This is a genomic window from Cupriavidus ulmosensis, from assembly GCF_977008105.1.
Map to the genome: position 1 here is coordinate 410,006 of NZ_CDRMWP010000001.1, position 24,115 is coordinate 434,120.

A 24,115-nucleotide genomic window follows, 5' to 3' on the forward strand; every position below is an offset into this window, starting at 1 on the left:
GACACCTGCCAATGCCGCATCCGCACAGCGGACTATAGGCAGGTTTTGTGACGGACCGAAGACGTTCGCATGAAGACGTGATGACGGCGGCGGCGATGACGGCGCGGGGCGGCGCGCTAGCGGAAGGCGCCCGCGCGCGCATCGCCTTAGCGCCCGCCCGCGGCCGGCGTGCCGAAGCCGCGCACGAGCGCGTCGAGCAGCGTGCGCACCGCCGGCACCAGCCCGCGCCGGCTCGGGAATACCGCGTGGACGATGCCGACCGGCAGGCGGAATTCCGGCAGCACGCGGATCAGCGCGCCTTCGTCGAGCGCGCGCTGCACGAAGTTGTGGGGCAGGCATGCCACGCCGGCGCCATCGCAGGCGGCATGCAGCAGAGTGGACATGTCGTCGGTCGCCAGCCGCGGCACGTGATGAAAGGGCACTTCCGTGCCGCCCGGCCCGCGCAGCGGCCATACGTGCTTGTCGGCCATGCGCGCGGTGCCCAGCGTGGGCAGGCCGGCGAGCGCCGCCACCGTGGCCGGATGGCCGTAGCAGGCGAGCAGGCGGGGGCTGGCGACCAGCACCATTGCCGAGTCGCCCAGCGGCCGCACGGCCAGGTCGGAGTCGTCGAGCGGCGGCCGCCGCACGCGGATGGCGATGTCGAACCCTTCCTTCACCACGTTGACGCGCCGGTTGGTGGCGACCAGGTCGATGCGCACCAGCGGGTGTTCGGCCAGGTAGCGCGACAGGATGGCCGCCACGTCGCTGCGCAGCAGCCCGGGCGGACAACTGAGGCGCACCACGCCCTGCGGCGCGGAACGCACGCGCTCGACGGCTTCGCGCGCCGCGCGCGCCTCGCTTTGCAGCGCCACGCAATGCCGGTAGAGCGTCTGCCCGATCTCCGTCACGGTGACGCTGCGGGTGGTGCGCTGGAGCAGCCGCACGCCGAGCTGCGCCTCGAGTTCCGCGACGCGCCGGCTCAGCTTCGATGCCTGCATGCCGGTGGCGCGCGCGGCGGCGGTATAGCCGCCGTGCTCGACCACCTGGGCGAACAGCAGCATGTCGGTCACGTCGGGGAAATCGGGCAGGTCGGCTGCGGCGGGCAAAAGTGGCTCCTTTGAACTATTGCAAATATAGAACGATCCCTTGCCGCAGGCTGCCTTGTTCCGCACCTGGGCGCGGCCTATTCTGCTCCCACACCGGCGTGCCAATGGTGGCAGGCCGCAAGACACCGCAAGGAATCGCAGCATGGGCAACAAACTCGAAGGCAAGATCGCCGTCATCACCGGCGCCAGTTCCGGCATCGGCCTGGCCACCGCCAGGCGCTTCGTCGCCGAAGGCGCGCGCGTCTTCATCACCGGCCGCCGCCAGGATGCGCTCGACGCCGCGGTCGCGCAGCTCGGCGGCAATGTCACGGCATTGCGCGGCGACGTCGCCAGCCTCGACGACCTGGACCGGTTCTACGCGCTGGTCGGGCAGGAGGCGGGACGGATCGACGTGCTGTTCGCCAATGCCGGCGGCGGCGAGTTCGCGCCGCTCGGCACGATCACCGAGGCGCACTATGAAAGCACCTTCGATACCAATGTGAAGGGCACCCTGTTCACGGTGCAGAAGGCGCTGCCGCTGCTCAAGGATGGCGCCTCGGTGATCCTGACCGGCTCCACCGCCGGCTCCTCGGGCACCGAAGCGTTCAGCGTGTACAGCGCCAGCAAGGCCGCGGTGCGCAACTTCGCGCGCTCGTGGATCCTCGACCTGAAGCCGCGCGGCATCCGCGTCAATGTGCTGAGCCCCGGGGCCACGCGCACGCCCGGGCTGACCGGGCTGGTGCCCGAAGGACAGGCCGATGCGATCTACGGCCACCTGGCGGCCGCCACGCCGCTCGGCCGGGTCGGCGATCCGGCCGAGATCGCCGCCGCCGCGCTGTTCCTCGCGTCGGACGACAGCAGCTTCGTGAACGGCGCCGAATTCTTTGTCGACGGCGGGCTCGCGCAGGTCTGAGTCCCGGCAAAAAAAAGCCCGCCGCGCTGCCTGGCGCGGCGGGCGGGCTGCCTGGCATTGCCGGAAACGGCGCCGCCGCGGCCTCAGATTTTTTCGAGCAGCAGGCCCTTGAGGTATTCGCCTTCGGGGAAGGCCGCCAGCATCGGGTGGTCGGTGCCGGCCGACAGGCGCCGCAGGATGCGCGCGTCGACGCGCGCGTCGGTCGCCGCGCCGGCCACGATCTTCTGGAACAGCTCCATGCTGATCGCGCCCGAGCACGAGTACGTGAACAGCAGGCCGCCCGGGCGCAGCAACTGCATGCCGACCAGGTTGATCTCCTTGTAGGCGCGCGCGGCGCGGTCGATGTGCTGGGCCGACGGCGCGAACTTGGGCGGGTCGAGCACGATCAGGTCGAACTGGCGGCCCTCGGCGCGGAACTGGCGCAGCGTCTTGAACACGTCGGCGTCGAGCCAGGTGGCGCGCGCGGGGTCGAAGCCGTTGAGCGTGACGTTGCCGGCGGCGGTCTTGAGCGCTTCGCCCGACGAGTCGATCGAAGTCACGGCGGTGGCGCCGCCGCGCAGCGCGGCCAGCGAGAAGCCGCCGGTGTAGCAGAAGCAGTTGAGCACCTCGCGGCCGGCGGCGAGGTCGCCGACCAGCTTGCGGTTGTCGCGCTGGTCCACGTAGAAGCCGGTCTTGTGGCCGTTGCGCACGTCCACGTAATAGCGCACGCCGTGCTCGGTGACGTTGAGCGCCGGGTCGGGCTCGGCGCCGGCCAGCACGCCAGTGACCAGCGGCAGGCCTTCGCGCTCGCGCACGGCGGCGTCGGAGCGCTCGTAGACGTTGGGGCAGCCGGTTTCCTTGACCAGCGCCTGCACCAGCGCGTCCTTCCAGGCTTCCACGCCGGCCGAGTTGAACTGGCACACCAGCTGGCCGCCCGCGCCGCTGCCGTAGTAGTCGACGATCAGGCCCGGCAGGCGGTCGGACTCGCCGAAGACCAGGCGCACGGCGTTGCTGTCGGCGACCCACTGCTTGCGGTGCGCGAGCGCGGCGGACACGCGGCGCTTGAACATGGCGTGGTCGACCGGCTCGTTCTCGTCGAAGCTCCACACCCGCGCGCGGATCTGCGAAGAGGGGCTGTACGCCGCGCGCGCCAGGAAGCGGCCGTCGGCGGCACGCACGATCACGGTGCTGCCCGGCTCGCAACGGCCTTCGGTGGCGGCCACGCCGGTGGCGTAGACCCAGGGGTGGCGGCGCAGCAGCGATTTTTCCTTGCCGGGCTTGAGGGTGATGGTGTTCATGGTTTTTTTGGTTTTGGGGCTGGCAGCGGCGGGCAACGAAGCCGGGGGTTTTTTCGGCACGGCGGCATTCGCAAGCCCCCGCCCTCTCCCCCGGCCCCTCTCCCGCGGGCGGGAGAGGGGAGGAACCCCCCCCCCGGGGCGATCGACGAAGCCCGCGAATGGGCCCACACCGCCAGAGCTGGCCCAAGCAAGGTGTCCCCCCTCTCCCCTCACGGGGAGAGGGCCGGGGAGAGGGGCGGTTTAGCTAGGAGCCACATCAAGCGGAGCCAGCGGTTTTTCCCAGCGCAGAGGCGAGAAACGAAGCCGCCGGTTTTTTCCAGCACGGCAGCATTCGCAACCCCCGTCTCCTCTCCCGCAAGCAGGAGAGGAGCGCGAACTACAGCACGATCTTGACCATCGGGTGCGAGGTCAGCGCGCGGTACAGGTCGTCGAGCTGCTCGCGGCTGGTGACCCACACGGTGATGGTCAGGCCGAGGTAGTTGCCGTTGCGCGAGGGGCGCATTTCCAGCTTGCCGGCGTGAAAGTCGGCGTCGAACTCCTGCACCAGCGTGACGATGGCTTCGGCGAAGCCGTCCTGCATGCTGCCCATCACCTTGATGGGGAAATGGCTGGGGTATTCGATCAGCGATTCGGACGGCGGGATGTCGCCCGGCCTGCCCTTGGGGTCGTCGGTGCTCATGGCAAAGCCCTCCTGCTTACTTGCGCTTGAACCACAGGCGGATGGTATCCCACAGGCGGCCGAAGAAGCCGGCCTCGGGCACTTCCTCGAGCGCCACCACCGGGAACTCGGCCACCTTGGTGGCGCCGTCCATCAGCTTGACGGTGCCGACCTGCTGGCCGGCGGCGATCGGCGCCACCAGCAGCTCCTGGCGCTCCAGCACCGGCTTGATGCGCGCGCCCGTGCCCTTGGGCACGGTGATGAAGGTCTCGTCCTTGACGCCGATCTTGATGGTGGACGCGCGGCCCTTGTAGATGTCCGGCGTGGCCAGCACCTGGCCGCGGTCGTACAGGCGCAGCGTGTCGAAGAACTGGAAGCCGTAGTTGAGGATCTTCAGGCTTTCCTGCGTGCGCACGGCTTCGGTGGCGGTGCCGATCACCACCGAGATCAGGCGGCGCGAACCGTTCGGCACGTTGGCCAGCGGGCGCTTGGCCGACGAGATCAGGCAGTAGCCGGCCGACTTGGTGTGGCCGGTCTTGACGCCGTCCACGGTCGGGTCGATGTAGAGCAGGCGGTTGCGGTTGGGCTGGCGGATCTTGTTGTAGGTGAATTCCTTCTGCGAGTACATGCCGTAGTACTCGGGGAAGTCCTTGATCAGGCGCGTGGTCAGCGTGGCCAGGTCGTTGGCCGTGGTGTAGTGGTTCGGGTCGGGGATGCCGTCGGTGTTGGTGAAGTGGGTGTTCTTCATGCCCAGTTGCTGGGCCTGGCGGTTCATCATCGCCACGAAGCCTTCTTCCGAGCCGCCCACGGCTTCGGCCAGCGCCAGCGCGGCGTCGTTGCCGGACTGCACGATCAGGCCCAGCAGCAGGTCCTGCACGCTGACCGGCTTGTTGGGCTCGAGGAACATGCGCGACTCGTCGCTCTTGACCTTGAGCACCAGCGTGGTCGGCACCACGGTCTGCTCCAGCGTCAGGCGCCTTTCCTTGAGCGCGGCGAAGGCCAGGTAGGCGGTCATCAGCTTGGTCAGCGAGGCCGGCTCGATGCGCTGGTCGGCGTTCTGCGAAGCCAGGGCCTGGCCGCTGGTGGCGTCGAACAGCATCCAGGACTTGGCCGCGACCTGCGGCGTTGGCACGCCCTGGGCGCGCGCGGGCGCGGGGGCGAGCAGCGTGGCGGCGCCGACCACGGCGGCGGTGGCGGCGGCGGCCAGGACGGACGTGTTGGCGGACGCGAGAAGCGGCGTGGCTCTATTCAACATGTTTCAGTTTCCGACAAAAAAATGGGTACGGGCAAGGCGCGGGCGGGGCGGGCAGAAGCGCTGCCGCGTCACCGCTCCCACGCATTGACGACGAGCTGCTTGATCAGGTGCAGCTTGCGGTGAAAGAAGTGGTCGGCGCCGGGAATCACGATCACGGGCAGCTCCTGCGGGCGCGCCCAGTCGAACACGCTCGCCAGCGGCACGGTCTCGTCCTGCTCGCCGTGGATGACGATGGTGTCGGCCGGCACCCCGGCCACCTGCCAGCGGCTGGCGGCGGTGCCGACCATGACCAGGCGCTGCGCGGGCGTGCCGGCCTCGGCCAGGCGCCGGGCGACGTGGCTGGCGACGAAGCTGCCGAACGAGAAGCCGCCCAGCGCCAGCGGCAGCGTGGCGGCCTCGGGCGACCAGCCGGTCTGCGCGCGCATCCAGTCGATCACGGCGAGCAGGTCGTCCTGCTCGCCCACGCCGTTGTCGTGGGTGCCGGCGCTGCCGCCCACGCCGCGGAAGTTGGGGCGCACGGTGGCGTAGCCGAGCTGCACGAAGCTGCGCGCCAGGGTCTGCGCCACCTTGTTGTCCTTGGTGCCACCGAACAGCGGATGCGGGTGGGCCACCAGCGCGAGGCCGCGCGGCGCCTGGCCCTGCGGCAGGTCCACCGAGAGTTCGATGGCGCCGGCCGGGCCGGTGATGGTGAGTACCTGGGTATGCGCGTTCATGGAAAACCGGAAGCAGGGAACTGGATGGCGGTATGGCTGGCGCCGGCGCGGTGGCGCGCGGGCTTGCAGCGATGCCGGGGATTCAGGGGTGTCCGCGCGGCGGGCGCGGACCGGCGGCTCAGCGGTCGATCATCAGGCGCTCGACCGGCTTGCCGCCCACCAGGTGGCTGTCGATGATTTCGTCGATGTCGTGCTCGTCGACGAAGGTGTACCAGACGGCCTCGGGATAGACCACCAGCACCGGGCCGAGTTCACAGCGGTCCAGGCAGCCGGACTTGTTGATCCGCACGCGCCCTTCGCCGTTGATGCCGAGCGCCTTGCAGCGCTTCTTGGCGTATTCCTGCATGGCCTGGGCGTTGTGGTCGGCGCAGCAGGCCCGGCCGTCGTCGCGCTGGTTGAGGCAGAAGAAAACGTGGTGCTGGTAGAAGCTGCTCATGCGTGCTCGGCGGATGTCGTCGGGTGTCGGCGGAGGTCGGCGATCTGTGGCACCGGAGGCTGGTGCCCGGCGTGCGCCGGCCGCTGGGTCAGGTGGAAGCCCTGAATTATACGGCGTTGCGCGCGGCGATTTACCGCTTTGCCGCGGCGCCGCCGGGCGGGAACGTGGCGGCCGCGCTCGCGGGTGGCGTAACGGGCACCTATGCCGGCGCCGGCGTACGGATTCCCGGACGCGCGCTTTCCGGAATTCCGGAAAGCCGGAGTGCGCGCGCCTGCGCCTGGAGAATTCCCGTTTGGAATCATGAGGTTGTCGCGTGGCGCCGGGCTGGCACGGCGGTTGCGATGCTTAAACCAGACGCGTCCTCGTCGAGAAGGGCGCGCGATCCTGCCGCCGCCGCGGCGGCGGGCACGGTCAAAACACCGAGGATGACATCATGAGGAAACCCTTTTACAAGATCCTGTACGTGCAGGTGCTGTTCGCCATCGCGGTCGGCATCGTGCTCGGACACTACTGGCCCGATACCGGCGTGGCCATGAAACCGCTTGGCGACGCGTTCATCAAGCTGATCAAGATGATCATCGGGCCGATCATCTTCTGTACCGTGGTGTCCGGCATCGCCGGCATGCGCGACATGAAGAAGGTCGGCCGGGTCGGCGGCAAGGCGCTGCTGTACTTCGAGATCGTCTCCACCTTCGCGCTGCTGATCGGCCTGCTGGCCGCCCATGCGCTCAAGCCAGGCGTGGGCTTCAACATCGATCCGGCCACGCTGGACACCAAGGCGATCTCGCAGTACGTGAAGCAGGCGCACGGCCAGAGCACGGTCGACTTCTTCATGCACATCATCCCGGACACGATCTTCAGCGCGTTCGCCAACGGCGAAATCCTGCAGATCCTGCTGGTGTCGATGTTCTTCGGCTCGGCGCTGGCGGCGATGGGCGACCGCTCGAAGATCGTGTTCGACTTCGTCGAGCAGGTCTCCAAGGTGTTCTTCCACATCGTGCACGTCATCACCAAGGTCGCGCCGCTCGGCGCGTTCGGCGCGATGGCCTTCACCATCGGCAAGTACGGCCTGGGCTCGCTGGTGCCGCTGCTCAAGCTGATCGGCACGTTCTACTTCACGGCCATCGTGTTCGTGGTGGTGGTGCTGGGCACGATCGCGCGCTTCACCGGCTTCTCGATCTTCCGCTTCGTCGCCTACATCAAGGAAGAGCTGCTGATCGTGCTGGGCACCAGCTCGTCGGAGGCCGCGCTGCCGCACCTGATGGAAAAGCTGGAAAAGCTCGGCTGCTCCAAGTCGGTGGTGGGCCTGGTGGTGCCCACGGGTTACTCGTTCAACCTGGACGGCACCAACATCTACATGACGATGGCGGTGATCTTCATCGCCCAGGCCACCGGCATCGAGCTGACGCTGCTGCAGCAGTTCACCGTGCTGGGCGTGGCGATGATCACCTCCAAGGGCGCCAGCGGCGTGACCGGCTCGGGCTTCATCACGCTGGCCGCCACGCTGGCGGTGGTGCCTGACATCCCGGTGGCGGGCATGGTGCTGATCCTCGGCATCGACCGCTTCATGAGCGAGTGCCGCGCGCTGACCAACATCGTCGGCAACGGCGTGGCCACGGTGGTGATGTCGGCCTGGGAGCGCGAGCTCGACCGCAAGCAGCTCGACCGCGTGCTGCGCGGCGGCGGCGATGGCACGGCCGAACTTGCCGAAGCCGGCACCGGCGCCCGCTGAGGACGCCGCCGGCGCCCGCGGGCCGGCCGCGGCGCCCGCCGGCGCCGCCCGCCAGCGGGTATCATCGGCGCGTGTCCCAACGCATGCGCCGATGCCACATTCCGACGATTTCCTCGCCGTGCATGATCCCGCTTCCGACCGCCTGGTGCACGCGCCGGGCGAGGGCGGCGGGACGCTGCGGGGATTTGCCGCGGCGCTGGCCGCCGGCCTGCTGCTGCTGTGCGCGCTGACCTGGCTGGTCTCGGTGCAGCGCGGCATCGACGCACTGCAGCAGACCACCGCCACGCGCGCCGACCGCTACGCGGCCACGCTGGAAAGCACGCTGGACCGCTACGAGTTCCTGCCCGCGCTGGTCTCGCTCCATCCCTTCGTACACGATCTGCTGGCCGCGCCCGACGATCCCGCGCGCGTGGCGGCGGCCAACCGCTACCTGGCCGAGGTCAACCGGCGCGCGCGCGCCTCGGCCACCTACGTGATCGCCGCCAACGGCATCGCGCTGGCGGCCAGCAACCATGACCTGCCGGGCAGCTTCGTCGGCACCGACTACCGCTTCCGGCCCTATTTCCAGATGGCCGCGCGCGGCCAGGTCGGGCGCTTCTACGCCATCGGCGTGACCAGCGACGAGCCCGGCTACTACATCGCCCAGCCGGTCCGGTCGGGCGGGCGCGTGGTGGGCGTGACGGTGGTCAAGCTCAACCTGGAGTGGTTCCAGCGCGCCGGCGCCGGCGGCACCGAGCCGGTGATGGTGAGCGACGACCACGGCGTGATCTTCCTGTCCTCCGTGCCGGCCTGGCAGTACCGCACGCTGCGCCCGCTGCCGCCGGCGCTGCAGACGGAGCTGGACCGCACGCGCCAGTACCACGGCCAGGCGGTCAGGCCGCTGCCGCTCGAGGCGCTGCAGTCGCCGGTGACGCGCTGGCTCACCCAGGCCGTGCTGCGCGACGGCGCGCGGCTGGTGCGCATCGGCACCGGCGGCGGCGCCGAGCGCTACCTGGAGATCAGCCGCAAGGTCGGCCCGGCCGACTGGACCATGCAGGTGATGGCCGCGCTCGACCCGGTGCTGGCCAGCGCGCGCAACGCCACGCTGGGCGCGGCGCTGGCCTATGCCTGCATGTGCCTGCTGCTGTTCAACTGGCGCCAGCGCCGCCAGCGCGCGCGCGACATCGAGTACGGCCGGCGCCTGCTGGAAGCCGCCTACGACGAACTGGAGCGCCGCGTGGAGGCGCGCACCGCCGACCTGATGGCGATCAACGAGCAGCTCGAGGCCGAGGTGGCCGAGCGCACCCGCGCCGAGAGCGAGCTGCGCGCGGCCCAGGACGAGCTGGTGCAGGCCAGCAAGCTGGCGGCGCTGGGCCAGATGGCCGCCGGCATCACCCACGAGCTGAACCAGCCGCTGGCGGCGCTGCGCACGTTTTCCGACAACACGCGCGTGCTGCTCGAGCGCGGCAAGCTGGATGCCGCCACCGACAACCTCGCCGCCATCGCCGACCTGACCGCGCGCATGGGCAAGATCACCGGCCAGCTCAAGCTGTTCGCCGGCAAGGCGCGCCCGCGCCGCCACGCGGTGCCGGTGCGCGCCGCGCTCGACCACGTGCTGGCGCTGATGGCGCCGCGCCTGGGCGCGGTGGCGCTGCGGGTGGAAGGCCTGCAGGCGGCGCCCGGCCCGGCGGTGTGGGCCGACGAGCTCAAGTTCGAACAGGTGCTGCTCAACCTGCTCGGCAACGCGCTCGATGCGCTGGCCGCCGCCGCGCCCGCGGCGCCCTGCGTCGAGGTGGTGGTCGGCGAGCAGGGCGACACCGTCAGCATCGCGGTGCGCGACAATGGCGGCGGCATCGCCGAAGACGCGCTGCCGCGGCTGTTCGAACCGTTCTTCACCACCAAGGAAATCGGCCAGGGCCTGGGCCTGGGCCTGGCCATCTCCACCTCCATCGTGCGCGAGTTCGGTGGCCAGTTGAGCGCGGCCAACCGCGCCGGCGGCGGCGCCGAGTTCGTGGTGGTGCTGCGGCGCGCGCCCGCGCCGGACGGCGCCGGGGCGGTGTCCGCGGCGTCCGACGCCGCTTCCCCTACCCATACCGAGTGAGCATTGCCATGCAAGACGGATTGCGTGTCCTGTTCGTCGAAGACGAACCCCTGGTGCGCCAGGCTACCGCGCAGAGCCTGGAGCTTGCTGGCTTCAACGTGCTGGCGCTGCCTTCGGCCGAAGCCGCCATGCCGCACCTGTCGGCCGAGTTTCCCGGCGTGCTGGTGACGGACGTGCGCCTGACCGGCGCCAGCGGGCTGGACCTGCTGCAGCACTGCCGCAACGCCGCGCCGGGCGTGCCGGTGATCCTGGTCACCGGCCACGGCGACATCACGATGGCCGTGCAGGCCATGCGCGAGGGCGCCTACGATTTCATCGAGAAGCCGTTCGGCGCCGACCGCCTGACCGAGACCGTGCGCCGCGCGCTCGAGCGGCGCGCGCTGGAACTGGAAAACCACGCGCTGCGGCGCGAGCTGGCCGGGCCCGCGGCGGGCACGCGCATCATCGGCCGCTCGCCGGCCATCGAGCAGGTGCGCATGCTGGTGGCCAACGTCGCCGCCACCGACGTGCCGGTGATGATCAACGGCGAGACCGGCACCGGCAAGGAGCTGGTGGCGCGCAGCCTGCACGCGCTGTCCACGCGCCACCAGGCGCCGTTCGTGGCGCTGAACTGCGGCGCGGTGCCGGAGGCCATCTTCGAGAGCGAGATGTTCGGCCACGAGGCCGGCGCCTTCACCGGCGCGGGCAAGCGCCGCGTGGGCAAGCTCGAGCATGCCTCGGGCGGCACGCTGTTCCTCGACGAGATCGAGAGCATGCCGCTGGCCTTGCAGGTCAAGCTGCTGCGCGTGCTGCAGGAGGGCACGCTGGAGCGGCTCGGCTCCAATGCCTCGATCGGCATCGACGTGCGCATCGTGGCGGCGGCCAAGGGCGACATGGAGACGCTGGTGGCCAACGGCACCTTCCGCCAGGATCTGCTGTACCGGCTCAACGTGGTGACGATCCCGCTGCCGCCGCTGCGCGAGCGGCGCGAGGACATCGTGCCGCTGTTCGAGCATTTCATGCTGGTGGCGGCGGTGCGCTACCAGCGGCCCGCGCCGATCCTGTCCGAGCTGCAGCGCCAGGCGCTGATGCAGCGCGCCTGGCCCGGCAACGTGCGCGAGCTGCGCAACGCCGCCGACCGCCTCGTGCTGGGCGTGCCGGAGGGCGGCGCGCGCGCCGACGCGCCGGACGACTCCACGCCGCTCAAGGAGCGCATGGAGCACTACGAGCGCGCGGTGATCGCCGACACGCTGGCGCGCACCGGCGGCGCGGTCAGCCAGGCGGCCGACCTGCTGCAGGTCGGCAAGGCCACGCTGTACGAGAAGATCAAGCGCTACGGCCTGTGAAGGGCCCATGACGGGCCGATGAAAGGCCCATGAAGGGCCGCCGGCGGGCCGCGGCCGGCGCCGGCTGCATCTCTTGATACACTCGCGGGCTCTGCATGCCGCGCGGCCCCGCGCCGCCCGGCGTGCCTCCGAACAGCTCATCCGGAACAAGCCATGAACGAGGTATCCCTGGAGGCCGGCGCGACCGTGCGGGTCGACGGACATCAACTGACCGCCGCCGCGGTGGCGCAGGTGGCACGCGGCGGCGCCGCGCGGCTGGACGACGCGGCGCGCGCGCACGTGGCCGATGCGCGCGCGCGCTTCGAGCAACTGGCCTCGGCCAATATCCCGATCTACGGCGTGTCCACCGGCTTTGGCGAGCTGGTCCACAACTGGGTGGACATCGAGCATGGCCGCGCGCTGCAGGAAAACCTGCTGCGCAGCCACTGCGCCGGCGTGGGCCCGCTGTTCGCGCGCGAGGAAGTGCGCGCCATGATGGTGGCGCGCGCCAACGCGCTGGCGCGCGGCTATTCGGCGGTGCGCCCGCTGGTGATCGAGCAGCTGCTGCGCTACGTGGAAGCGGGCATCACGCCGGCGGTGCCGCAGGTCGGCTCGCTCGGCGCCAGCGGCGACCTCGCGCCGCTGTCGCACATCGCCATCACGCTGATCGGCGAAGGCAAGGTGCTGCTGGCCGACGGCGGCACCGCGCCCACCGCGCAGGTGCTGCGCGAGCACGGCATCGAGCCGATCAAGCTGGCCTACAAGGAAGGGCTGGCGCTGATCAACGGCACCTCGGCCATGACCGGCATGTCGTGCCTGCTGCTGGAGACCATGCGCGCGCAGGTGACGCAGGCGGAGATCATCGCCGCGCTGGCGCTCGAAGGGCTGAACGCCTCGGCCGACGCCTTCATGACGCACGGCCACGACATCGCCAAGCCGCACCCCGGGCAGGTGCAGTCCGCCGCCAACATGCGCGCGCTGCTGGCGGGCGCCACGCGCCTGTCCGGCCACGGCGAGCTGGCCGGCGAGATGAAGACGCGCGCCGGCGCCGAGAAGAACACCGGCACCGGCGTGTTCATCCAGAAGGCCTACACGCTGCGCTGCATCCCGCAGGTGCTGGGCGCGGTGCGCGACACGCTGGGCCACTGCGCCGCGGTGGTGGAGCGCGAGCTGAACTCGTCCAACGACAACCCGCTGTTCTTCGACGACAGCGAGCTGTTCCACGGCGGCAATTTCCACGGCCAGCAGGTGGCGTTCGCGATGGACTTCCTGGCCATCGCGGCGACGCAGCTCGGCGTGGTGTCCGAGCGCCGCCTGAACCGCCTGCTGAGCCCGCACCTGAACAACGGCCTGCCGGCGTTCCTGGCGGCGGCCAACGAGGGCCTGAGCTGCGGCTTTGCCGGCGCGCAGTATCCGGCCACCGCGCTGATCGCCGAGAACCGCACCATCTGCAGCCCGGCCAGCATCCAGAGCGTGCCGTCCAACGGCGACAACCAGGACGTGGTGAGCATGGGCCTGATCGGCGCGCGCAACGCGCGCCGCATCATCGACAACAATCAGTACATCCTCGCCGTGGAACTGCTGGCCGCGTGCCAGGCGGCCGAGCTGGCGGGGGCGGTGGCGCACCTGTCGCCGGCCGGGCGCGCGGTGTTCGGCTTCGTGCGCGAGCGCGTGCCGTTCCTGGACATGGACCGCTACATGACCGACGACATCGAGGCCATCGCCGCGCAGTTGCGCGCGGGCGCGCTGGTGGCGGTGGCGCGCGCGGCGGGCGCCGCGGTGCACTGAGGCGCTTGATTAGCGCCGATCTGCGCTGAGATGTGCCGGGATGTGCCGTGATGCGCCGAAATGTGTTGAGGCGCGGCGGCTAGCGCCACATGTCGCGCATCTTGCTGCCGAGGTCCAGCTTCGGCAGCGAAGCCTTGGCCGGGGCCTGCGGCACCGGCGGCGGCTCCGGCCACGCCCGGCTGTGGAACAGCGGCATCACGCGGTTGGGCAGGAAGCGCGTGCGCGAGGCATAGATGTGGCGGTCGCCGAAGCCGCTTTGCTGCTGCACGTAGAAGCGCTGCGGCACCACGATGTCCAGGTGGTCGCGCGCGCGCGTCATGGCCACGTAGAGCAGGCGGCGCTCTTCCTCGATTTCCTCGGTGGTGCCGGTGGCGAGGTCCGACGGCATGCAGCCGTCCACGGCGTTGAGCACGTAGACCGCCTTCCATTCCTGGCCCTTGGCGGAGTGGATGGTGGACAGGATCAGGTAGTCCTCGTCGCGCAGCGGCGCGCCGGATTCGTCGCTCGACGCATCGGGCGGGTCGAGCGTGAGCTCGGTCAGGAAGCGCTCGCGCGAGGCGTAGGTGGCGGCGACGCGCTCGAGCTGCTGCAGGTCGGCGGCGCGCGCGTGGGCGTCGTCGTGCATGCGCTCCAGGTGCGGCTGGTACCACGCCACCACCTGCTCGAAGACCGACGGCCACGGCGCGGCCGGCGCCATCAGCACGCGCGCCAGCGCGACGAATTCCGGCCACGCCTCGGCCGCGGCCGGCGGCGCCTCGAACGATTCGAGCGCGAACAGCGGTTCGGTGGCGACCTCGATGGCGTCGAGCACGCGCGCGGCGGTCTTGGGGCCCACGCCCGGCATCAACTGCAGGCTGCGGAAGGCCGCCATGCGGTCGCGCGGATTCTCCATCCAGCGCACCACCGACAGCACGTCCTTGACGTGCGTCGACTCCAGGAATTTCAGGCCGCCGAACTTCACGAACGGGATGTTGCGGCGGACCAGTTCGATCTCGAGCTGCGCGCTGTAGTCGGCGGCGCGGAACAGCACCGCCTGCGAGATCAGCGCCAGCCCGGCCTCGCGCCGCGCCAGGATCTGCTCGGCCACGTAGCGGGCCTGGTCGGCCTCGTCGTTGACCACCACGATGTGCGGTTTCTCGGCCGAGGCGCGCTCGGACCACAGGTCCTTGGTGAAGCGCTCGGCGGCCAGGCCGATCACGGCGTTGGCGGCGCACAGGATGGGCTGCGTGGAGCGGTAGTTCTGCGACAGCGTGACCATGTCCGCCGCCGGCGAGAACCGCGTGGGGAAATCGAGGATGTTGCGCACGGTGGCGCCGCGGAACGCGTAGATGGACTGCGCGTCGTCGCCGACCACCGTGAGGCCGCGCCCGTGCGGCTTCAGGCGCAGCAGGATGGCGGCCTGCAGCGCGTTGGTGTCCTGGTATTCGTCGACCAGCACGTGGTCGAAGCGCGCGCCCATGTCCTGCGCCAGCGCCGGCTCGCCGAGCGCCTGCGCCCAGTAGAGCAGCAGGTCGTCGTAGTCCAGCACCTGCTGCTTCTGCTTGGCTTCCACGTAGCCGGCGAACAGGCCGCGCAGCGCGTCGGCCCACTGGGCGTAGCGCGGGAACCAGTGCTTGAGCACGTCTTCGAGCGGGGCCTGGGTGTTGACCACGCGCGAATAGATCGACAGGCAGGTTTCCTTGCGCGGGAAGCGCGTGGCCTGCGCCGACAGGCCGAGGTCGTGCCGCACCATGTTCATCAGGTCGGCGGCGTCGCCGCGGTCGCTGATGGTGAAGGCGGGCGACAGGCCGAGCGTCTCGGCGTATTCGCGCAGCAGGCGCGCGCCGATGGCGTGGAAGGTGCCCGACCATTGCAGCGCGGCGCGCCCGGCGCCCGAGGCCTGGTTGCCGAGCGCCTGGTCGACGATGCGCTCCACGCGCCGCCCCATCTCGGCGGCGGCGCGCCGCGAGAACGTCAGCAGCAGGATGCGGCGCGGATCGGCGCCGCCCAGCACCAGGTGCGCCACGCGGTGCGCCAGCGTGTTGGTCTTGCCCGAGCCGGCGCCGGCGATGATGAGCAGCGGCGAGTGCGCCTCGTGCGTCACGGCGGCGCGCTGTTCGGGATTCAGCTTCGCGAGATGCGGCGGCACCTCCGCGGCGGGCGGCGGCGGCGTGGCGGGCGAAGCCGGAGGGGCGTCGCCGGGAACGGCAATAGGGGTGGCAGGGGCGGTAGGGGTGGCAGCGGGGGCGGAATCGAGTAGCACGGCAGGAGCCTCTGGGCTGCGGGGGCGCGCATGTGCGCTGCCCGGCATGGGCGGGACGAGGGCGAAAAACGGCTGCCGGTAACTGTATATCTATACAGGCCGCGCGCGCAAGCCGCAGCGTTGCGCGCGTGGCCCTGTCAGCGGGAAACGCTGCGGGAAAGTGCCTGCAAAGGCTGGCGGAGGCGGGGAAAGACGAGAAAGAAGGCGGGTCAGACGGCCTTGGCCAGCGCGTCGTCGAGCAGCTTGTGCAGCGCGTCCCATTCGGGCTCGCCCACGTAGCGCTTGAGGATGTGGCCGTCCTTGTCGATCACGAAGGTGGTCGGGGTCAGTTGCACTTCGCCGAAGGCCTTGGCGGCGGCGCCGTCGGAGTCCATCGCCACCTTGAACGGCAGCTGGCGCGTCTGCGCATAGTTCATCACGTACATCGGCGGGTCGTAGCTCATCGCCACCGCCACGAACTCCAGGCCCTTGCCCTTGAACTTGTCGTAGGTGCGGACCATTTCCGGCATCTCCTTGACGCAGGTGGTGCAGCTGGTGGCCCAGAAGTTGACGAGGTAGACCTTGCCCTTGAGGTCGGCGGTGCTGATCTTCTGGCCCGACAGCAGCGTGAAGGTGGCGGGGGGCGCGGCGTTGGCCGGCGCGATCGCGCGGTAGCCGAAGAAGCCGAGCACGGCGACCAGCACCACGGCGCCGATGACGGGCCACAGCTTGCGCTGGGCGGCGCGGGTGGTCGGGGTGGACATGGCGGGGGAAGCCGAGGTCGTCATGATGCTTGCCGGCGGGTCAGGGGATAAGCTCCCATTCTACTGCCGCGGCCGAAGCGCTGCCGGAGGCAATTCCGGGCGCGGCCAGGCTGCGGCGATTGGCCGCAGTGCCGGGCGGCGTCAGCGTGGCGCCGCCGCCAGCGCCGCGCGGGCCTGGTCCAGCGCCTGCTCCAGGTAGGCGCCGTAGAAATCCGGCTGCAGGCCTTGCAGCGGCGCGGCCAGCGAGCGGCCGCGGGCGTCGAGGAACAGCACCGTGGGCGCCACCGACACGTTGTGGCTGCGCGCCCAGTCGCGCGCGGTGGTCATGGTGCCGTCGGCATTGCGCAGCGGCGTGGCGGCGGTCATGTCCAGCTCGCGCGCCTCGATCTCGCCGGCGGCGGCCTGCGGGCCGAGATAGTTGCGGCGCACGGTCTCGCAGTAGACGCAGCCGGGCAGGCTGACCAGCACCACCAGCGGCTGGCCCTTGCCGGCGGCGGCCGCGCCCTGCGCGGCGAGGTCGGTGGCGGGCGGCAGGTGAGCGGGCGCGGCCAGCGCGCTCGCGCCGCCGGCGAGCAGGGCGGCACCGAGCAGCACGGCGGCCACGGCATGCCGGGCGCGCGCGCATGGCGGCGGCATCGGGGACGGGGCGCGGGGCAGGCTCGGCATGGCGGGGGTGGGGGTGGGGGGTGGGGAATGCAAGAATACGCGCTGGCGCGCGGGTTCCCCGATAATAGCGGCTTCCGTCCGTACCCGTGGCGCCGCGCCGGCCCGCGGGCGCGGGACCGCACCACCACGCAGCAGCCGTCCGCAGGACCGTTGCCCTATCCGCCGCCGCGATGCCCCACGCCTGGTTGTCCCGCCTGCCGTCCACGCTGTCCGCCCTTGGCGCGGCCGCCGCCGTCTGCGCGCTCGTCGGCTGCTCGCCGCGCTACGACTGGCGCACCATCCAGTCCAGCGAGGGCGCCTACGCCGCGCTCTACCCGGGCAAGCCGACCGGCGCGGCGCGCGAGGTGGCCATCGCCGGGCGCAAGCTGCCGATGACGATGGACGCGGCGCGCGTCGACGAGACCCTGTTCGCCGTGGGCGTGGTGACGCTGCCCGCCGACGACGCCGCCTTGCGCCAGGCCGCGCTCGAATCGATGCAGGCCGGGCTGCTCGGCAACCTCGGGCCGCACGCGCCCGACGCGGTCAAGACGCGCCAGGTGACGGTGATGTCCGCCGCCACGCCGGCGGTGGCGCTGCCGGGCGTGGAGGTGCAGGTGGCGGCGGTGTCGCCGCAGGACCAGGCGCCGCGCCGGCTGACCGCGCGGCTGGTGGCCTCGGGCGTGCGGGTCTACCAGGCGGTGGTGCTGGAGGCCGGCGACGCCGCGCGCGATCAGCGCCAGGCCGAGCAGGTCGACCAGTTCCTGACGGGTTTCCACCCGTTCTGAGTGCGGGACTGGCGCAACGTTTTTTCAAGGAGTGATGTCATGCGTTGGGAAGTTTGGCTGGCCTATTTCGCGGCCTGTTGGGTGATTGCCGTGTCGCCGGGTTCGGGCGCGGTGCTGTCGATGAGCCACGGCCTGTCCTACGGGCTGCGCAAGACCACCACCACCATCTTCGGCCTGCAGGCGGGGCTGGTGATCATCCTGCTGGTGGCGGGCGGCGGCCTGGGCGCGCTGCTGCTGGCTTCCGAGCACGCCTTCGCCGTGGTCAAGACGATCGGCGCGCTCTACCTGATCTACCTGGGCGTGCAGCAGTGGCGCGCGCGCGTGGAGGACAGCCCGGCCGCCGCCGAGGACGCGGCCGCCGCGCCGCGCGTGGCCGCGCTGAGCCCGCGCCGGCGCTTCGCCACCGGGCTGCTGACCAACGTGACCAATCCCAAGGGCATCATCTTCATGGTGGCGGTGCTGCCGCAGTTCATCGACCCCACGCATCCGCTGGCGCCGCAGCTCGCCATCCTGGCCGCGACCATGTGCGGCGTGGACCTGGTGGTGATGCACGGCTACGCGCTGCTGGCCTCGCGCATGCGCGGCCTGTTCCGCAACGCGCGCGCCATGCGCTGGCAGAACCGCGTGTTCGGCAGCGTGCTGGTGGCGGTGGGCACGGCGCTGTTCTTCGTGCGGCGCCATCCGGCCTGACCGTCGGGCCCGCCCGCGCCGGCCGCATCGCGGCTGGCCACGGGGGCGCGGGTTTGCTTAAATAGGTGCATTGTCCCGTTGCGGAGTCCAGCCATGCGCAGTCCCTCCCTCTTGCAGGCCCTGCCGTCCGGGCGTCCGTTCCATACCGTGCCGCCGGTGGAGGAGCCCGGGCCGCCGGGGGTGCCGCCCGACCTGCCGCTGCCGCCCGAGGAAGACCCGCCGCCGGCGGAGCCGCCGGTGGCCGTGCCGCCGCGCGGCTGAGGGCATTCGCCCAAGACCCTCCCGAGACCATCTCAAGGCCCGCGCAGCGCGCGCCGGTACTGGATGGCCTCGCCCACGTGACCGGGCTGCAATAGCCCGGCGCCTTCCAGGTCCGCCACCGTGCGGGCGATCTTCAATACCCTGAAATAGGCGCGCGCCGACCACGCCAGCTTGGTCATGGCGGCGCGCAGCATGGCTTGCGCCTCGGGCGCGAGCGGGCAGTGCTCGTCGATCTCGCGGCCGGCCAGGGCGGCGTTGGGTTTGCCCTGGCGCGCCTGTTGGCGGGCGCGCGCGGCCAGTATGCGCTCGCGTACATCGGCGCTGGCTTCGCCGGGCGGGCCGTCGAGCATGTCCTGCTGATCCTGGGCGCGCACCTCGATCTGCAGGTCGATGCGGTCGAGCAGCGGGCCGGAGAGCCGGGACTGGTAGCGCTGGACCTGGTCGGGCGTGCAGCGGCAGGGCCGGGACGGATGGCCGAGGTAGCCGCACGGGCACGGGTTCATGGCGGCGACGAACTGGAAGCGGGCCGGGAAGTCGGCCTGGCGGTTGGCGCGCGAGATGGTGACGCGGCCGGATTCCAGCGGCTCGCGCAGGACTTCGAGCACGCGGCGGTCGAACTCGGGCAGCTCGTCCAGGAACAGCACGCCGTGGTGGGCGAGGGAAATCTCGCCGGGCCGGGGATTGCCGCCGCCGCCGACCAGCGCGGCGGCCGAGGCGGTGTGGTGCGGCGCGCGGTAGGGCCGCTCGCGCCAGCGGGCGGGCTGGAAGCCGGCGTTGGTGAGGCTTTGCACGGCGGCCGACTCGAGCGCTTCTTCCAGCGTCATCGGCGGCAGCAGGCCCGGGAAGCGCTGCGCGAGCATCGACTTGCCGGTGCCGGGCGGCCCCACCAGCAGCGCCGAATGCTGGCCCGCGGCGGCGATCTCCATCGCGCGGCGGGCCTGGGCCTGGCCGCGCACGTCGCGCATGTCGGGGCAGTCCGGGCCATTGTCGGCGAGCGCGACCAGCGGTTCGGCGCGCGGCAGGCGGCCGTCGGGCAGCGGCCCAAGGTGAGCGCAGACTTCCAGCAGGGAGCGCGCCGCGTAGACGGTGACGCCGTCGATCAGGGCGGCCTCGGGGGCGTTCTCGGCCGCCACCACGAAGGCGCGCGCCGGCCCGGCGCCGGCGGCCGCGCGCGCGGCGTTGTCGCGCCCGAGGCCCATCGTCATGGCCAGCGCGCCGCGCACCGGGCGCAGCGCGCCGGACAGCGACAGCTCGCCGGCGAACTCGCAGGCGTCCAGCCCGTCGAGCGGGATCTGCCCGCTGGCGGCGAGGATGCCGAGGGCGATGGGCAGGTCGAAGCGCCCCGATTCCTTGGGCAGGTCGGCCGGCGCGAGATTGACGGTGATGCGCCGGTTCGGGAATTCGAAGCGGCTGTTGAGGATGGCCGCGCGCACGCGCTCGCGGCTTTCGCGGACCTCGGTCTCGGCCAGGCCGACGATGCTGCAGGCGGGCAGGCCGTTGGCGAGATGGACCTCGACCGACACCAGCGGGGCTTCCAGCCCGGTCAGGGCGCGGCTGCGCAGCAGGGCGAGGCTCATCGCGGCGCCGCCGGCGTTGCGGAAGTGTTAACGAAAATGGCCGCCGGAGTGCGGCGGCCATCGTGGCGGGTCGGGCTGCGGCCCGGGCTTCCCGGTGTCCCGGCGCGGTCCGGGACCATATTCGGGACGCCATCCGGGACGCCATCCGGGACCATGCAGCGGCGGCGACGCGGCAAGCGCGTCAGCCGGCAGCCGGGGTGTCGGTGCCGCCGGCGGCGCGGCGTTCCAGCTCGAGCACGCGCGCTTCCAGTTCTTCCAGGCGCGCGCGGGTGCGGGCCAGCACCTGCGACTGCACGTCGAATTCCTCGCGCGTGACCAGGTCGAGCTTGGAAAAGCCCTGCGCCATCATGCTGCGCACGTTTTTCTCGATGTCCTTGGCGGGCGAGTTGCGCAGCGCCTCGCTGACCTTGGCCTGGAAGTCGTTGAACAGGTCGGTCGGTTTCATGGTGATTCTCCTTTTGCACCGCGTTGGTGCGGATGATGGGTGGGCGGCTCCGCTCTGCTGCATCGCGGTGCAGCCTCCCGGGGGCGCGGGCAAACGCGGTGCGCACTCGGCACATGCCGCCGGCATGGGCCGATTATCGCGCTTCGCGCGCCGCCGGGAAAGCGCCAGCGCGGCCTGGTAACACCTTTTGACGTGTGGATGCCCTCGCGGCGGTCCGTGGCGGGGGGATCGGGGAGGGATTCAATCTGCACAAAAACCGTGGCCGGCGGGGTCCGTGAGGCTGGCACGGCAGTTGCAGTAATGAAACCAGGAGCCTCGTTTTACATTTATTCAAACACACGAGTACCGAGCCAAAAAAAGGAGAAGAAATCCATGAAGAAGTTGGCCTTTGCAGTCAGCGCCAGTGCAGTCGTGCTTTGCGGTCTTGTTCCCGCAGCTTACGCCCAGAGCACCCCGGACGCGGCGGCCGCCCCCGCCGCCGCTCCCGCCGCTGAAGAAGCCTCGCCGCATACGTTCTCGGCCAACGTGACGCTGGCCAGCGAATATCGCTATCGCGGCCTGATGCAGACCAACCGCCGCCCGGCCATCCAGGGCGGGTTCGACTACGCGCATTCGAGCGGCTTCTACATCGGCAACTGGAACTCGAGCATCAGCTGGCTCGACGACAGCAACCCGGACGTGTCGGCGCCGATCGAGATGGATTTCTACGCCGGCTTCAAGAATACCGTGACCATCGCCGGACTGGAGTGGAACTATGACGCCGGCGTGCTGCAGTACTACTACCCGGGCGACTACCCGAACGGCTACACGCGCCCGAACACGACGGAGCTCTATGTTGGCGCCGGCTACGGCCCGGTGTTCCTGAAGTATTCGCAGTCGATGACCAACCTGTTCGGTTATGCCGACAGCCGCTACAGCTACTACGTGGACCTGAGCGCGAACGTGCCGCTGAACTTCTGGGACCTGACGGCGAACGCGCACATCGGCTACCAGAACGTGAAGCACGTGGACAGCGCCTCGTACACGGACTGGAAGCTGGGCCTGACCAAGGACCTGGGCAAGGGTTTCGCGCTGGCGATCGCGTATATCGACACCAACGCGCACCGCTCGGTCTATACCAATACCTCCGGCCGCTATGTCGGCCGTGCCACGGCCTGGGCTTCGATCACCAAGACTTTCTAAACAAGCGTGAGGTAGGGCGGGCGGCCGGTGCATACTCGGCCGTGCTGCCCAGAGGAGAAATCGGATGAAACTCATCATCGCTGTCATCAAGCCGTTCAAGCTCGACGAGGTGCGCGAAGCGCTCTCCGACGTCGGCGTGTCCGGCATCACCGTGACCGAGGTCAAGGGCTTCGGTCGCCAGAAGGGCCATACCGAGCTGTACCGGGGCGCGGAGTACATCGTCGACTTCCTGCCCAAGGTGAAGATCGAAGTGGCGGTCCCGGACGACGTGGTGGACCGGGCCATCGAGGCGATCGAAAAATCGGCGCGCACCGGCAAGATTGGCGACGGCAAGATCTTCGTCGCCCCGATCGAGCAGGTCATCCGCATCCGCACCGGCGAGACCGGCGGCGATGCGCTGTGACGCACAGCCCAACGACAAGAGGTTAATCACATGAAATCCTGGTTCAAGCGCATCCTGACAACCGGCGCCGTGGCGCTGGCCCTGGGCACGGCCGGCCTCGGCCTGGCCACGCAAGCCGTGGCGCAGGACAAGCCTGCCGCCGAAGCGTCGGCCCCGGCCGCCGCTGCCGCGGCACCCGCGCCCGCGCCCGCAGCGGCCGCGCCTGCCGCGGCGGCCGCCGCCGCACCGGCCGCCGCGCCCGAGGCTGCCCCGGCACCTGTGCCCAACAAGGGCGACACCGCCTGGCTGCTGGTCGCGACCGCCTTCGTCATCCTGATGACGCTGCCCGGCCTGGCCCTGTTCTACGGCGGCCTGGTCCGTTCGAAGAACATGCTGTCGGTGCTGATGCAGTGCCTGGTGATCTTCTCGCTGGTGTCGCTGCTGTGGGCCATCTACGGCTACAGCTTCGCCTTCACCGAGGGCAACGCCTTCTTCGGCGGCACCGACCGGCTCTTCATGAAGGGTCTGGTCGCCGACGCCGTGACCGCGACCTTCAGCAAGGGCGTGGTGGTGCCGGAACTGGCCTTCTTCGCCTTCCAGTGCGCTTTCGCGGCGATCACCTGCGGCCTGATCATCGGCGCCTTCGCCGAGCGCGCCAAGTTCTCGGCGGTGCTGGTGTTCGTGGTGCTGTGGTTCACCTTCGCCTACATCCCGATGGCCCACATGGTCTGGTTCTGGCCGGGTCCTGACGCCTACACCGACGCGGCAGCAGGCGCGGCGGCCACGGCCAAGGGCGGCTGGCTGTTCCAGAAGGGCGCGCTCGACTACGCCGGCGGCACGGTGGTGCACATCAACGCGGCCGTGGCCGGCCTGGTGGGTGCCTTCATGTTCGGCAAGCGCATCGGCTTCGGCCGCGAGGCACTGCGTCCGCACAGCCTGACCTTCACGATGGTGGGTGCTTCGCTGCTGTGGTTCGGCTGGTTCGGCTTCAACGCCGGCTCGGGCCTGGAAGCCAACGGCGGCGCCGCGCTGGCCTTCGTCAACACGCTGCTGGCCACCTGCGCCGCGGTGCTGGCCTGGACCTTCGGCGAGTGGATCAGCAAGGGCAAGCCGTCGATGCTGGGCGGTGCCTCGGGCGCCGTGGCCGGCCTGGTGGCGATCACCCCGGCGGCCGGCTTCGTCGGCCCGATGGGCTCGATCGTGATCGGCATCGCCGCGGGCCTGCTGTGCCTGTGGGGCGTGACCGGACTGAAGAAGCTGCTGGGCATGGACGACTCGCTGGACGTGTTCGGCGTGCACGGCGTGGGCGGCATCCTGGGTGCGCTGCTGACCGGCGTGTTCGCCGCGCCGAGCCTGGGCGGCACGGGTGTCTACGACTACGTGGCCAACAAGGTCGCCGACGACTATTCGATCGCCGGCCAGGTGTGGATCCAGTTCGAAGGTGTGCTGACCACCATCGTGTGGTCCGGCGTGGTGGCCTTCGTGGCCTACAAGCTGGTGGATATGCTGATCGGCCTGCGGGTGCCGGAAGAAGAAGAGCGCGAGGGTCTGGACATTACCTCGCACGGCGAGACCGCGTATGAGGCCTGATCGTAAAGGTGTTGTGCTGGAGAGCTGATTGGGAATCTTCTCTCAGGAGTTTCGCCCGGCCTTGTGCCGGGCTTTTTTCATTCTGGTGCCGGCATCGTGGCGGCTTTGGCGCCGAACCTGCCGGCATCGTGCGCCGCCGGCGCCCGGCGGTGCCTTACGCACACTGCCGACATGGACTTTTCGCCAAGTGCTTAAATCCGATCTTAAAAAGCTTCAATTGTTTTAGGGGGGCGGCGCACATACAGTGCGAGTGAGGCAGTTTCCTCCACCTGCAGAACGCTCCCCGTATCTGTCAGGCCATTTGAAAGCGCGACGAACGTCGCGCTTTTTTTTGTCCCGGCGCCCCGGCGCCG

The 24,115-nt window shown here is 70.4% G+C and carries 22 protein-coding genes; 11 read left to right on the plus strand and 11 right to left on the minus strand.

Annotation, left to right across the window (positions count from 1 at the left end; genetic code table 11):
• Positions 1-146: 146 nt before the first annotated feature.
• Positions 147-1,085 (minus strand): LysR substrate-binding domain-containing protein, encoded by a 939-nt coding sequence (locus tag ACWTPI_RS01825; protein WP_454730840.1) that lies wholly within the window; start codon positions 1,083-1,085, stop codon positions 147-149.
• A 142-nt stretch (positions 1,086-1,227) separates the two neighbouring features.
• Here ACWTPI_RS01825 and ACWTPI_RS01830 point away from each other — a divergent pair, with 142 nt between their 5' ends.
• Positions 1,228-1,977 (plus strand): SDR family NAD(P)-dependent oxidoreductase, encoded by a 750-nt coding sequence (locus ACWTPI_RS01830; protein ID WP_020204444.1) that lies wholly within the window; start codon positions 1,228-1,230, stop codon positions 1,975-1,977.
• 83 nt (positions 1,978-2,060) lie between these two features.
• On the opposite strand, the gene ACWTPI_RS01835 is transcribed toward ACWTPI_RS01830, so the two are convergent.
• The 5 genes from ACWTPI_RS01835 to ACWTPI_RS01855 form a co-directional block, all read right to left on the minus strand.
• Positions 2,061-3,254 carry a class I SAM-dependent rRNA methyltransferase gene (locus tag ACWTPI_RS01835; protein WP_020204443.1) on the minus strand — a complete coding sequence of 398 codons (1,194 nt, stop codon included), beginning with the start codon at positions 3,252-3,254 and terminating at the stop codon, positions 2,061-2,063.
• 376 nt (positions 3,255-3,630) lie between these two features.
• A complete protein-coding gene (locus ACWTPI_RS01840; RefSeq protein ID WP_020204442.1) occupies positions 3,631-3,933 on the minus strand; it encodes an HP0495 family protein in 303 nt (100 codons plus the stop codon).
• Between the two features lie 16 nt (positions 3,934-3,949).
• Complete coding sequence (locus ACWTPI_RS01845; protein ID WP_454730841.1) at positions 3,950-5,167, minus strand: D-alanyl-D-alanine carboxypeptidase family protein; 1,218 nt, start codon at positions 5,165-5,167, stop codon at positions 3,950-3,952.
• A gap of 68 nt (positions 5,168-5,235) precedes the next feature.
• Positions 5,236-5,880 carry an alpha/beta hydrolase gene (locus ACWTPI_RS01850; protein WP_059410378.1) on the minus strand — a complete coding sequence of 215 codons (645 nt, stop codon included), beginning with the start codon at positions 5,878-5,880 and terminating at the stop codon, positions 5,236-5,238.
• Between the two features lie 118 nt (positions 5,881-5,998).
• Positions 5,999-6,316 carry a (2Fe-2S) ferredoxin domain-containing protein gene (locus ACWTPI_RS01855; RefSeq protein WP_020204439.1) on the minus strand — a complete coding sequence of 106 codons (318 nt, stop codon included), beginning with the start codon at positions 6,314-6,316 and terminating at the stop codon, positions 5,999-6,001.
• Between the two features lie 433 nt (positions 6,317-6,749).
• Between ACWTPI_RS01855 and ACWTPI_RS01860 the strand changes: the two genes are divergently transcribed.
• From ACWTPI_RS01860 to cmdF, 4 genes are all read left to right on the plus strand, one after another.
• Positions 6,750-8,048 carry a dicarboxylate/amino acid:cation symporter gene (locus ACWTPI_RS01860; protein ID WP_020204438.1) on the plus strand — a complete coding sequence of 433 codons (1,299 nt, stop codon included), beginning with the start codon at positions 6,750-6,752 and terminating at the stop codon, positions 8,046-8,048.
• A gap of 91 nt (positions 8,049-8,139) precedes the next feature.
• Positions 8,140-10,128: a sensor histidine kinase gene (locus tag ACWTPI_RS01865; RefSeq protein WP_454730842.1), complete on the plus strand. Its 1,989-nt coding sequence runs from the start codon at positions 8,140-8,142 to the stop codon at positions 10,126-10,128.
• A gap of 8 nt (positions 10,129-10,136) precedes the next feature.
• Complete coding sequence (locus ACWTPI_RS01870) at positions 10,137-11,453, plus strand: sigma-54-dependent transcriptional regulator (protein WP_029043905.1); 1,317 nt, start codon at positions 10,137-10,139, stop codon at positions 11,451-11,453.
• 153 nt (positions 11,454-11,606) lie between these two features.
• Positions 11,607-13,220, plus strand: a complete 1,614-nt coding sequence (gene cmdF / locus ACWTPI_RS01875) for a tyrosine 2,3-aminomutase (RefSeq protein ID WP_454730843.1) — start codon at positions 11,607-11,609, stop codon at positions 13,218-13,220.
• Positions 13,221-13,299: 79 nt separating this feature from the next.
• Here the strand turns inward: cmdF and ACWTPI_RS01880 are convergent, their stop codons facing one another.
• The 3 genes from ACWTPI_RS01880 to ACWTPI_RS01890 form a co-directional block, all read right to left on the minus strand.
• Entirely contained in the window at positions 13,300-15,348 is a 2,049-nt protein-coding gene (locus ACWTPI_RS01880; RefSeq protein WP_454730844.1) for an ATP-dependent helicase, read from the minus strand.
• Between the two features lie 323 nt (positions 15,349-15,671).
• Complete coding sequence (locus ACWTPI_RS01885) at positions 15,672-16,229, minus strand: TlpA disulfide reductase family protein (protein WP_454730845.1); 558 nt, start codon at positions 16,227-16,229, stop codon at positions 15,672-15,674.
• A gap of 117 nt (positions 16,230-16,346) precedes the next feature.
• The gene (locus ACWTPI_RS01890; RefSeq protein WP_454732432.1) at positions 16,347-16,841 is read right to left on the minus strand and encodes a thioredoxin fold domain-containing protein; all 495 of its coding nucleotides are present in this window, start codon (positions 16,839-16,841) and stop codon (positions 16,347-16,349) included.
• A 200-nt stretch (positions 16,842-17,041) separates the two neighbouring features.
• Here ACWTPI_RS01890 and ACWTPI_RS01895 point away from each other — a divergent pair, with 200 nt between their 5' ends.
• From ACWTPI_RS01895 to ACWTPI_RS01905, 3 genes are all read left to right on the plus strand, one after another.
• A complete protein-coding gene (locus ACWTPI_RS01895) occupies positions 17,042-17,635 on the plus strand; it encodes a hypothetical protein (RefSeq protein WP_454730846.1) in 594 nt (197 codons plus the stop codon).
• Between the two features lie 39 nt (positions 17,636-17,674).
• A complete protein-coding gene (locus tag ACWTPI_RS01900) occupies positions 17,675-18,325 on the plus strand; it encodes a LysE family transporter (protein WP_059410384.1) in 651 nt (216 codons plus the stop codon).
• A 93-nt stretch (positions 18,326-18,418) separates the two neighbouring features.
• Positions 18,419-18,586: a hypothetical protein gene (locus ACWTPI_RS01905; protein WP_196812966.1), complete on the plus strand. Its 168-nt coding sequence runs from the start codon at positions 18,419-18,421 to the stop codon at positions 18,584-18,586.
• 32 nt (positions 18,587-18,618) lie between these two features.
• Here the strand turns inward: ACWTPI_RS01905 and ACWTPI_RS01910 are convergent, their stop codons facing one another.
• Both ACWTPI_RS01910 and ACWTPI_RS01915 read right to left on the minus strand, forming a co-directional pair.
• Positions 18,619-20,163 (minus strand): YifB family Mg chelatase-like AAA ATPase, encoded by a 1,545-nt coding sequence (locus ACWTPI_RS01910; protein WP_454730847.1) that lies wholly within the window; start codon positions 20,161-20,163, stop codon positions 18,619-18,621.
• 181 nt (positions 20,164-20,344) lie between these two features.
• A complete protein-coding gene (locus ACWTPI_RS01915; RefSeq protein ID WP_020206861.1) occupies positions 20,345-20,608 on the minus strand; it encodes an accessory factor UbiK family protein in 264 nt (87 codons plus the stop codon).
• A gap of 372 nt (positions 20,609-20,980) precedes the next feature.
• Between ACWTPI_RS01915 and ACWTPI_RS01920 the strand changes: the two genes are divergently transcribed.
• From ACWTPI_RS01920 to ACWTPI_RS01930, 3 genes are all read left to right on the plus strand, one after another.
• On the plus strand, positions 20,981-21,790 hold the full coding sequence (locus ACWTPI_RS01920) for a TorF family putative porin (protein ID WP_059410386.1): 810 nt from the start codon (positions 20,981-20,983) through the stop codon (positions 21,788-21,790).
• A 64-nt stretch (positions 21,791-21,854) separates the two neighbouring features.
• Complete coding sequence (locus ACWTPI_RS01925) at positions 21,855-22,193, plus strand: P-II family nitrogen regulator (protein ID WP_006159494.1); 339 nt, start codon at positions 21,855-21,857, stop codon at positions 22,191-22,193.
• A 30-nt stretch (positions 22,194-22,223) separates the two neighbouring features.
• Positions 22,224-23,762 carry an ammonium transporter gene (locus ACWTPI_RS01930; protein WP_020202609.1) on the plus strand — a complete coding sequence of 513 codons (1,539 nt, stop codon included), beginning with the start codon at positions 22,224-22,226 and terminating at the stop codon, positions 23,760-23,762.
• The last annotated feature ends 353 nt before the right edge of the window (positions 23,763-24,115 follow it).

Excerpts from the sequence above, each read along its gene's own strand:
- ACWTPI_RS01870 (WP_029043905.1), top strand. The coding sequence starts at position 10,137 with ATGCAAGACGGATTGCGTGTCCTGTTCGTCGAAGACGAACCCCTGGTG.
- ACWTPI_RS01910 (WP_454730847.1), bottom strand. The coding sequence starts at position 20,163 with ATGAGCCTCGCCCTGCTGCGCAGCCGCGCCCTGACCGGGCTGGAAGCC.
- ACWTPI_RS01920 (WP_059410386.1), top strand. The coding sequence starts at position 20,981 with ATGAAGAAGTTGGCCTTTGCAGTCAGCGCCAGTGCAGTCGTGCTTTGC.
- ACWTPI_RS01900 (WP_059410384.1), top strand. The coding sequence starts at position 17,675 with ATGCGTTGGGAAGTTTGGCTGGCCTATTTCGCGGCCTGTTGGGTGATT.
- ACWTPI_RS01915 (WP_020206861.1), bottom strand. The coding sequence starts at position 20,608 with ATGAAACCGACCGACCTGTTCAACGACTTCCAGGCCAAGGTCAGCGAG.
- ACWTPI_RS01840 (WP_020204442.1), bottom strand. The coding sequence starts at position 3,933 with ATGAGCACCGACGACCCCAAGGGCAGGCCGGGCGACATCCCGCCGTCC.
- ACWTPI_RS01885 (WP_454730845.1), bottom strand. The coding sequence starts at position 16,229 with ATGACGACCTCGGCTTCCCCCGCCATGTCCACCCCGACCACCCGCGCC.
- ACWTPI_RS01930 (WP_020202609.1), top strand. The coding sequence starts at position 22,224 with ATGAAATCCTGGTTCAAGCGCATCCTGACAACCGGCGCCGTGGCGCTG.
- ACWTPI_RS01855 (WP_020204439.1), bottom strand. The coding sequence starts at position 6,316 with ATGAGCAGCTTCTACCAGCACCACGTTTTCTTCTGCCTCAACCAGCGC.
- ACWTPI_RS01895 (WP_454730846.1), top strand. The coding sequence starts at position 17,042 with ATGCCCCACGCCTGGTTGTCCCGCCTGCCGTCCACGCTGTCCGCCCTT.
- ACWTPI_RS01835 (WP_020204443.1), bottom strand. The coding sequence starts at position 3,254 with ATGAACACCATCACCCTCAAGCCCGGCAAGGAAAAATCGCTGCTGCGC.
- ACWTPI_RS01925 (WP_006159494.1), top strand. The coding sequence starts at position 21,855 with ATGAAACTCATCATCGCTGTCATCAAGCCGTTCAAGCTCGACGAGGTG.
- ACWTPI_RS01860 (WP_020204438.1), top strand. The coding sequence starts at position 6,750 with ATGAGGAAACCCTTTTACAAGATCCTGTACGTGCAGGTGCTGTTCGCC.
- cmdF (WP_454730843.1), top strand. The coding sequence starts at position 11,607 with ATGAACGAGGTATCCCTGGAGGCCGGCGCGACCGTGCGGGTCGACGGA.
- ACWTPI_RS01830 (WP_020204444.1), top strand. The coding sequence starts at position 1,228 with ATGGGCAACAAACTCGAAGGCAAGATCGCCGTCATCACCGGCGCCAGT.
- ACWTPI_RS01845 (WP_454730841.1), bottom strand. The coding sequence starts at position 5,167 with ATGTTGAATAGAGCCACGCCGCTTCTCGCGTCCGCCAACACGTCCGTC.
- ACWTPI_RS01850 (WP_059410378.1), bottom strand. The coding sequence starts at position 5,880 with ATGAACGCGCATACCCAGGTACTCACCATCACCGGCCCGGCCGGCGCC.
- ACWTPI_RS01865 (WP_454730842.1), top strand. The coding sequence starts at position 8,140 with ATGCCACATTCCGACGATTTCCTCGCCGTGCATGATCCCGCTTCCGAC.
- ACWTPI_RS01905 (WP_196812966.1), top strand. The coding sequence starts at position 18,419 with ATGCGCAGTCCCTCCCTCTTGCAGGCCCTGCCGTCCGGGCGTCCGTTC.
- ACWTPI_RS01890 (WP_454732432.1), bottom strand. The coding sequence starts at position 16,841 with ATGCCGCCGCCATGCGCGCGCGCCCGGCATGCCGTGGCCGCCGTGCTG.